The sequence below is a fragment of the Halorubrum sp. T3 genome (assembly GCF_000296615.1).
GTDB classification, from domain to species: Archaea; Halobacteriota; Halobacteria; order Halobacteriales; family Haloferacaceae; genus Halorubrum; species Halorubrum ruber.
In genome coordinates this window covers 1,103,002-1,111,207 of record NZ_JH815330.1, presented here as the reverse complement: position 1 = coordinate 1,111,207, position 8,206 = coordinate 1,103,002, and the positions used below count along the sequence as shown (strand labels likewise).

9 protein-coding genes are annotated in these 8,206 nt (G+C 70.4%); 4 read left to right on the top strand and 5 right to left on the bottom strand.

Annotation, left to right across the window (positions count from 1 at the left end; translation table 11 throughout):
* Positions 1–366: 366 nt before the first annotated feature.
* Positions 367–1,251, bottom strand: coding sequence for a hypothetical protein (locus B378_RS0114695; RefSeq protein WP_017344525.1), 885 nt, complete (start codon positions 1,249–1,251; stop codon positions 367–369).
* A gap of 171 nt (positions 1,252–1,422) precedes the next feature.
* Between B378_RS0114695 and B378_RS0114690 the strand changes: the two genes are divergently transcribed.
* The 3 genes from B378_RS0114690 to B378_RS0114680 all read left to right on the top strand — a co-directional run bounded on the left by B378_RS0114690 (position 1,423) and on the right by B378_RS0114680 (position 4,076).
* Positions 1,423–2,406, top strand: a complete 984-nt coding sequence (locus B378_RS0114690; protein ID WP_017344524.1) for a nucleoside recognition protein — start codon at positions 1,423–1,425, stop codon at positions 2,404–2,406.
* Positions 2,407–2,485: 79 nt separating this feature from the next.
* Positions 2,486–2,650, top strand: coding sequence for a hypothetical protein (locus B378_RS17160; RefSeq protein ID WP_017344523.1), 165 nt, complete (start codon positions 2,486–2,488; stop codon positions 2,648–2,650).
* A 118-nt stretch (positions 2,651–2,768) separates the two neighbouring features.
* Positions 2,769–4,076 (top strand): CaiB/BaiF CoA-transferase family protein, encoded by a 1,308-nt coding sequence (locus B378_RS0114680; RefSeq protein WP_017344522.1) that lies wholly within the window; start codon positions 2,769–2,771, stop codon positions 4,074–4,076.
* A gap of 105 nt (positions 4,077–4,181) precedes the next feature.
* On the opposite strand, the gene B378_RS0114675 is transcribed toward B378_RS0114680, so the two are convergent.
* Genes B378_RS0114675 through B378_RS0114660 form a run of 4 tightly spaced genes read right to left on the bottom strand, consistent with a single transcriptional unit; the run spans position 4,182 to position 6,754 of the window.
* Positions 4,182–5,102: a CoA ester lyase gene (locus tag B378_RS0114675; RefSeq protein ID WP_017344521.1), complete on the bottom strand. Its 921-nt coding sequence runs from the start codon at positions 5,100–5,102 to the stop codon at positions 4,182–4,184.
* Positions 5,102–6,142 (bottom strand): isocitrate lyase, encoded by a 1,041-nt coding sequence (gene aceA, locus B378_RS0114670; protein ID WP_017344520.1) that lies wholly within the window; start codon positions 6,140–6,142, stop codon positions 5,102–5,104. The genes B378_RS0114675 and aceA overlap by 1 nt, the downstream gene beginning before the upstream one ends.
* A gap of 4 nt (positions 6,143–6,146) precedes the next feature.
* Entirely contained in the window at positions 6,147–6,356 is a 210-nt protein-coding gene (locus tag B378_RS16890) for a hypothetical protein (protein ID WP_026046311.1), read from the bottom strand.
* A complete protein-coding gene (locus B378_RS0114660) occupies positions 6,353–6,754 on the bottom strand; it encodes a hypothetical protein (RefSeq protein ID WP_017344518.1) in 402 nt (133 codons plus the stop codon). The genes B378_RS16890 and B378_RS0114660 overlap by 4 nt, the downstream gene beginning before the upstream one ends.
* A gap of 289 nt (positions 6,755–7,043) precedes the next feature.
* Between B378_RS0114660 and thiL the strand changes: the two genes are divergently transcribed.
* On the top strand, positions 7,044–7,955 hold the full coding sequence (gene thiL / locus B378_RS0114655) for a thiamine-phosphate kinase (protein ID WP_017344517.1): 912 nt from the start codon (positions 7,044–7,046) through the stop codon (positions 7,953–7,955).
* Positions 7,956–8,206 lie beyond the last annotated feature (251 nt).

Sequence of the window (8,206 nt, the reverse complement as noted above, 5' to 3'; positions counted from 1 at the left end):
CCCGCGCAGCGAACGGAGTGAGCGAGCAGGACCGTCTTCCGGTGGTGCGGGGCGGGACTCAAAGGGGCGGCCGTGCGGCGGGCGCAGGCGACGCAAGCACCGCAGGGAGCGAACGGAGTGAGCGACTGAGGAGCGCAGCGAGCGTGCGCCCGCCTCACGGCCGGGGCTTTGGAGTTAGTCGCCGTCGATCCGCAGCCGACTACTTATAAACTATCAGCCGGGCTCCGGTGGTGTTCACCGCAGATCTGCTATCCGCGATTTATAAACCAGCAGCCGAGACATCAGAGGCGGTCGCCGCCGATCCGCTATCGATGATTTATAAGCGAACGATCGAGATTTCGGGGCGCTCCACACAGTATCTCCAACTCATTCCACGACCACGAGCGCCACGCCCGCCACGTCGCGGACGCCGACCACTTGGTGGCGCCAGCCGTCGCCGGCGTCGACGCAGAGCGTACCGGCGTCCGTGACTGCGACGGAGACGCCGGGCCCGTAACCGAGCGCCACCGCCGTCTCGTCCACGGGCAAATCAGCAACCGCCCACGTCTCATCATCCCACTCGCCCGCACCCGAGTGAACAAACAGATCACCGCCGACGACCGCCATCGCGTGGCCGTCGCCGTCGGCCGCGACCGCGTCCGCGGCGCCCTCGCGGGCCGTCATCCAGCCGTTCCCGAGCCAGTAGAGCCCCGCACCGGTCGCGGCGAGGGGCATCCCGGACCCGGCTACGTCGCGCGCATCGTCGAGGCCGACGTCGGTGAGTCTCCCCGCATCGACCCGAAAGACCCCGTCCGCACCCGCGACGAGCGCGCCGTCGACCGCGCGCGGGTCCGCGACCGAGCCGAGCCGCGCCGTCGACGCGACCGCTGTCCCGCTTTCTTCGAACTCGACGTGCTCGACCGCGCCGTCCTCTCGCGCGACGATCACGCCGTCGCGACCGCCCGCGACGCCGACCGCGACCGCCGGCTCGTCGTCGACCGGCTCGAAGTCGGGGTCGTCGCCGACCGCGGCGACCGAGAGCCCGTCTGGGGTCGCGGCGGCGACGAGATCAGCCGTCCCCTCGCCGCACGCGAGGACCGCGACGTCGCGGGCCGCGTCGCGCGCAACCATGTCGAACGCGCCGATCTTGTCGGCCGACAGCGAGACGCGGACGATCCCGGCCCCGGTCGCGACGTAGGCGTCGGTGCGGCCGGTGCTGCCCGCGTACACGCGCTTTTCGTCGATCGAGATGTCGTCCTCGGCGGGAGCCATCGGGAGGGCGTTCTCCGCGGCGGGACATAAGCCCCGCGCGCCGGCGCTCCCGCCCCGGGTTCGGGCACCGTCGCGTGTTCCGACCCCTCGGGCACCGTCGCGCGTTCCGACGCCCCGGGAACGCCCGCGCATTCCGACGGCCATTTGAGCGCCCCTCGCGTACGTCGATTCGTGCAATCGGTCGCCGCCGACCTCGCGACGGTGCTCGCGGACGTGGTCCCCCGGCTGGCCCGGATCACGGCGTTCATCGCGGGGGGTGTCTTCGCCGCCAACGTCGCCGTCGCGTTCGGCTTAGTCCGGTACGTCGCCGGGGTCGCGGGGTGGCTCACGCGGCCGGCGAACCTCCCGGACGAGGTCGGCACGGCGATCCTCACGACCGCGGCGTCGACGACCGCGGGCTACGCGACGCTGGCGGAGTACCGCGAGGCGGGCCTGCTCGACGACCGCGCGACGCTCGTCGCCGTGACGATGAACACGTTCTTCGGCTTCGTCCAGCACGTGTTCACCTACTACGTCCCGGTGTTGATCCCGATCCTCGGGGTCACGACGGGCGCAGTCTACGTCGGCGCACGCGCCGGCATCGCGCTTTTGATCACGGTCACGGGCGTCGTCGCTGGCGGACTCCTCCTCTCCGACGCGAACGTCGACCGCTCAGCGCTCGCCGACGTCGACGCGACCGGCCCCGAGGCCGACGACCGCACCGACCGCGAGCGCGTCCGCGACGCCGCCGAGAAGTCGTGGGGCACGCTCCGGCGGATCGTTCCGCGGCTCGCGGTCGTCTACACCCTGGTCATCTGGCTGGTCTCGACGTACGACGTGCGTGCTTTGACGAGCGTCGCCGAACCGATCACGAGCGTGCTGGGGCTGCCGGGCGCCGCGGTACCCGTCATCGCAGTGTTCACGCTCGACACGACCGCGGGCGCGGCGACGCTCGCCGGGACCGAAGCCGGCACCTTCACCACCCGGACCGCGGTCGCGTCGCTGCTCATCGGAAGTATCCTCTCCTTTGCCGTCTCGACGTTCCGGCGCTCGATCCCGTTCCAGTACGGGATCTGGGGCGCGTCGTTCGGCACGAAGGTGATCGTCGTCAACACCTCCCTGAAACTCGTCTTCATCTCCGCGACGGTCGCGCTGCTGCTCGCGCCGGTGTGGTGAGGCGCCCCCAGCGGCGACCGACCGCGCCGGCCACGCCCGAATCAGTAGGTTCAACACCGCCCCGGACCGATCGGCGCGCATGGCGCTCGAAAAGGACGCGGACTGTCCCGCGTGCGGCGAGACCCGCTCGTTCTACCGGACCGCGGCGATGACGCTCCACCTCGGCGAGAAGACGAAGTGGCGCTGCCCCGACTGCGGCTACGGCTACGTCGAGATCAACGGGATCGACACCCTCCCCGCCTGATCCGACCGCCCTGCCGCTGTTCTTCAGTCCCACCACCGCGCCGCAACACTCACTACCCCGGCGGCTGTGCCGGATCGCATGAACCGGATACGGCGACGGTCCGCGGAGGCGAGACCGCGTGGTCGGTGAGGCGCGAAATCCCGAGGGCGACGCGGGTCCGCTCGACGGACTCACCGTCTTGGACCTCTCGCGCGTGCTCGTCGGGCCGTTCTGTACGATGCAGCTCGGCGACCTCGGCGCGGAGGTGATCAAGGTCGAGCGGCCCGGCCCGGGCGACCAGACGCGGACGTGGGTACCTCCGGCGTTCAGCAAGGGCGACAGCGGTGAGGATGGTGAGAGGGACGGCGAAGATGGTGAGAGGGACAGCGAGGATGGTGAGACCGACAGCGGCGCCGAGAGCGCCTACTACGTCAGCGTCAACCGCAATAAGCGCTCGATCCAGCTGGATCTCACGACCGAGGCGGGCCGCGCGGTCGTCCGCGACATCGCGCGCGAGGCGGACGTCCTCGTCGAGAACTTCCGGGTCGGCAAGACGGAGGAGTGGGGGCTCGGCTACGGCGACCTCGTCGAGGAGAACCCCGGGCTCGTCTACTGCGGCATCTCCGGCTACGGCGAGTGGGGGCCCGACCGCGACAAGCCCGCGTACGACATCATGATGCAGGCCCGCGGGGGCTTCATGTCGTTCACGGGCGTCGAGGGCGGCCCGCCAGTCCGGATCGGGGTCGCGCTCGCCGACGTCGGCGCCGGGATGTACGCGACGCAGGCGATCCTCGCGGCGCTGCTCGAACGCGAACTCGGCGACGGGCGCGGACAGAAGATCGACGTGAGCCTGCTCGACGGCCAGGCCGCCTGGACCAGCTACATGGCGACGAACTACTTCGCCAGCGGCGAGCCGCCGGGTCGGATGGGGAGCAAACACCCGAACATCGTCCCCTACCGGGCGTACGAGACGGCGGACGACTACATCGTCGTCGCCTGCTCGTCCGACCGCTTCTGGCCGCCGCTGTGCGAGGCGATCGACCGCCCGGACCTGCTCGCCGACGAGCGGTACGAGACGAACGAGGGGCGCGTCCGGAACCGCGAGGAGCTCGACCGCGAGTTAGCGGAGACGTTCGCGGCGATGACGACCGACGAGGCGGTCGAGCGGCTGGACGACCACGACGTCCCCGCGAGCCGCGTCCGCGACGTGGGCGAGGTGTTCGCCGACCCCCAGATCGAGGCGCGCGGGATGCTCGAAGAGGCCGAGCACCCGACCGCGGGCACGGTGCGGTTCCCCGGCTCGCCGATGCACTTCTCGCGGACGCCCACGACGGTCCGCCGTCACCCGCCCGCGCTCGGCGAACACACGGAGTCGGTCCTCCGCGAGTACGGCTACGGCGACGGCGACATCGACGAGCTGCGGGACCGCGGCGCGATCTCGGAGTAGCGATTCCGGAGTGACGATTTCGGAGTGACGATACCGGCGGGCGACCGGCGAGCGCGCGTCGAAAAAAGATGCCCGAGTGCCGCGACGACCTCGGAGCGTCCCGGCTTACAGAATTCCCGCCTGCTCGGCGCGCGCGACGATCCCGCGGGCCATCTTGTCGGTCGCCTCGTCGACCATCTCGCCGTCGACGCTCACGGCGCCTTTGCCCTGCTCTTTCGCCTCCGCGTAGGCGTCGACGATCCGACGCGCCTTCTCGGCCTCCTCGGGCGAGGGGGCGAACGTCTCGTTGGCGGGCTCGATCTGGCTCGGGTGGATCGCCCACTTGCCGTCACAGCCCAGCTGGCTCGCCCAGCGACAGGAGTCGCGGAACCCCTCCGCGTCCTCGATCTCGGCGTACGGGCCGTCGATCACCTGGAGGCCCTGCGCCTTCGCCGCGTGGGCGATGCGCGCGAGCTGGTAGTGCCAGTAGTGGCCGGGGTAGCCGCCGCCGGAGCCGATCGTGAGGCCGGCGGCGCCGACGTTGGCGGTGTAGTCGCCGGGGCCGAACACGAGCGACTCCAGGCGGTCGCTGGCGCGGGCGATGTCGGCGACCTTCGTCATCGCCTCCGGCGACTCGATCTGCGCCTGGAGGCCGATGTCGCCGACCGGCAGGTCGTTGTTCTCCTCGACCTGCGTCAGGAGGTTGTCGACGGTGGCGACCGTCTCCGGGTTGTTCGCCATCGGCACCATGATCGTGTCGAGGTACTCGCCGGCGCGCCCGACGACCTCGATCACGTCGTCGTAGAACCACCTGGTGTCGACGCCGTTCATCCGGTAGCAGGGCCGGGTGTCCGACCAGTCGTACTCGATCAGCCCCTCGATGACGTTCTCGCGGGCGTCGACCTTCGCCGAGGGCGCGACGGAGTCCTCGAGGTCGAGGAACGCCTCGTCGGCGCCGGAGTCGGGCGCGCGCTCGATCATCTCCGGGTCGGAGCCCGGCGTGGCGAGCTGACTCCGCCGGAGCGTGACGTCTTCCGGCCCGGCCATCAGTCGTCGCCCTCCGAGGCCGTGATCGGGTCGTTCTCGTCTTCGGTGAAGCCGGCCGACTCCTCCTGGCGCTGTCGCGCCTCGGGGTCGAACTCGGCCTCAATGTCCTGGTACCGCGGGACGAAGGAGAGCTCGTGGTGGCTCTCGGTCTCGTGGCCGATGTAGCGCTCTTCGAGGTCGAACTGCGCCTCCTCGTCGTTCTCGGCGATGTTCGCGAAGTCCTCGTAGGCGGCGTGGGCGCCGGAGTGGAGCCCGTACAGCGTGATGAAGATGTACTGGTAGCCGAGGTCGCCGAGTTCCTCGAAGGTGAGCGGGTCCTCCTCGGCGCCCCACTCGAACGAGGAGGAGTAGTTGAACGCGAGGTCGAGGTCGGGGTGGGTCTCGTGGATCGTCTCGGCGTACTCGACCGCGTCCTCGCGCGAGGGGTCGGGCATCTCGGGCCAGACGAGGTCGACACCGGCGTCGGCGTAGATGCGGCCGCGTTCGAGGTGTTCCTCCCAGTCGCCATTCGCGGAGCCGTACGCGTCGGTGCGGGCGATGATGACCGTGTCCTCGCTCTGCTTCGCGTCGACGGCGGCCTCGAACCGCGAGCGGGCCTGCTCGCGGGAGACGATCTGCTTGCCCGCGATGTGGCCGCAGCGCTTCGGCGAGGTCTGGTCCTCGATGTGGATCGCCGCGACGCCGGCCTTCTCGTACTCGCGGACCGCGCGCCGGACGTTGTGGACGCCGCCGTAACCGGTGTCGCAGTCGGCGATGACGGGGAGGTTCGTTGCCTCGACCATGCGCTTGGCGTTCTCGACCATCTCGGACATGGTGACCATCTCTAGGTCGGGGAAGCCGAACTGGCCGAGGACGGTCGAGTAGCCGCTCATGTAGGCCGCGTCGAGCCCGGCCATCTCCGCGAGGCGGGCATCGAGCGCGTGGTAGATCCCGGGCGCGAACGTGTACTCCTGCTCGTCGAACAGCTGGCGGAGCTTTCGGCCGGCCGGGTTGTCGATATCTCTGTCGAAGACGTCGTCGTCGAGTTCGTTGGGATTCATCGGATTACAGCGTGGAGTCGTCGGCTGCGGTGCGGTTCGACGCGGCGCGGCGCTCGTCGGTGGAGCGTCGGTCGGGACGGCTGTCGGCGCGGCGCTCGTCGGCGCGGCGTCCGCCGTCCGTGCGCGCGGTGGGCGCGAACGACGTGGAGTCCGGTCGCGGGCCGTCGCCGGTCCCCGCCATGGGAACGGGGCGGCGCGTCGTGTTCGCCGTCATCGGGACCCCCCGTCCGTCCGCGTCCGCGAGGCGGGACGCAGGTCGGGGACGAGCGGCGCGTCACGCTCGCCGTCCGTCGGCGGGCGGGTCGGTCGGCGGGTGTCGGTCGCCGTCGGCTGCGGGGTGTCGGTCGGCTGCGGGGTGTCGGTTGGCTGCCGGGTGTCGGTCTGCGGCGGCGAGCCGGCCGTTCGCGTCCCCGTCGCTCGCCGGGTCGTGATCGTCGGGACCAGCGGCGCGCCGGCCTCCTCGGTGAGCGGGGTACGGCCGGGGATCGTCCGCGGAGAAGTAGTCGTTGAGCTCGAACCGGTCCGGCGGTCGGAGCGGGTCGTCGAGTCCGTGTCGGTCGTGCCGTCTGTGCGTCGGGTCGTGTCGTCGGGCGTGTCGTTAGGTGTCGTCATCGGGTCGTGTGGGCGGTTGCGGCGGTCGTCTGGTGATCGAGTCCGTGCGTCGGGTCGCTGCGTGTCCGTGTACGGGTACTGCCATTGCGAACGGAGGAAATCGGAGGAGGATAATAAACATAATGATTGATAATGATAATATTCGTTAATGTGTATTACCCGTTTAAATGTTTCATGGCAACATGGGACATGGACGGGGCGGCCGCCCCGGGTTCGTGGGCCACCGATGTCGACGTCATCCGTCGCCCGGACCGATCGCTTATTGGGTCCACGTGCGGAGTTTCGGGTAGTGAACGAGCGCGACGCCCTCCGAGCCATCGCCGCCGACCTCCCAGCCGCGGGCGACGACGCCGCCGTCGTCGACGGGACGGTCATCACAACGGACATGCTCCACGAGCGGACCGACTTCCCGCCCGGGACGACCCGGTACACTGCCGGCTGGCGCGCGGTGGGCGCGTCGCTCTCGGACGTGGCCGCGATGGGCGCGGCTGCCCGGGCCGCGGTCGCCGTCTACGCCGACGAGGTGTTCGACCCGGACGAGCTCGACGCGTTCGTCGCGGGCGCGGTCGACGTCTGCGAGGCCGTCGACGCCGAGTACGTCGGCGGCGACCTCGACGAGCACGTCGAGTTCACGACGGCGACCACCGCGATCGGGGACGTGACCGACGCAGGTCCCGTCACCAGAGGCGGGGCGCGGCCGGGCGACGCGCTCTGCGTCACCGGCGAGTGGGGGCGTTCGGCGGCGGCGCTCCGGCTATTTAAAAAGAACTCGGACGAGGCGGTCGAGCGCGCCAACGAGCTGTTCCGGTTCACGCCGCGGGTGGCCGACGGGCTGGCGCTCGTGGGCGCGGCGACCGCGATGATGGACTCCTCGGACGGGCTGGCGCGCTCGTGTCACCAGCTCGCGGAGGCGAGCGAGGTCGGGATCGAGGTGGAGCGGGACGCGGTTCCGGTCCATCCCGCGGTCGAGGAGCTCGCGGAGGGGTCGGCGGAGCGGTTCGAGCTCGCGGCGCACTTCGGCGAGGACTTCGAGCTGCTGTGTGCGGTGCCGGAAGCGGAGGTTGATGCGGTCGAAGCGGCGTGTCCGTCTGGCCTGACTCGGATCGGGACGGTAACCGAGGCGCCCGAAGAGGGAGCCCCGCGCGTCCTCGCCGACGGCGACCCCCTGCCCGACCGCGGATTCACGCACGGAGACAAGTAAGACGCTGAAGATCCGATTGCTCGCTTACTGATTGGTACTGACAGGACGACGACGAACACCGGCGAAGCCCCGGCCACGAGGCCCCCGTACGCTCGCTGCGCTCCTCGTCACTCGCTTCGCTCGTTCCTGTGGTGCTTACGTCGCCTACGGGGGCCTCGTGGCCGCCCCTTCGAGTCCCGCCCCCGCCCCCGCGCCGCAACCGCAGCCTCACGCCTCCCCAACCTCGTCAGTCGCCGTCGCTTCGCTCCGGC

Excerpts from the sequence above, each read along its gene's own strand:
- B378_RS0114660 (WP_017344518.1), bottom strand. The coding sequence starts at position 6,754 with ATGACGACACCTAACGACACGCCCGACGACACGACCCGACGCACAGAC.
- aceA (WP_017344520.1), bottom strand. The coding sequence starts at position 6,142 with ATGAATCCCAACGAACTCGACGACGACGTCTTCGACAGAGATATCGAC.
- B378_RS0114695 (WP_017344525.1), bottom strand. The coding sequence starts at position 1,251 with ATGGCTCCCGCCGAGGACGACATCTCGATCGACGAAAAGCGCGTGTAC.
- B378_RS17160 (WP_017344523.1), top strand. The coding sequence starts at position 2,486 with ATGGCGCTCGAAAAGGACGCGGACTGTCCCGCGTGCGGCGAGACCCGC.
- B378_RS16890 (WP_026046311.1), bottom strand. The coding sequence starts at position 6,356 with ATGACGGCGAACACGACGCGCCGCCCCGTTCCCATGGCGGGGACCGGC.
- B378_RS0114675 (WP_017344521.1), bottom strand. The coding sequence starts at position 5,102 with ATGGCCGGGCCGGAAGACGTCACGCTCCGGCGGAGTCAGCTCGCCACG.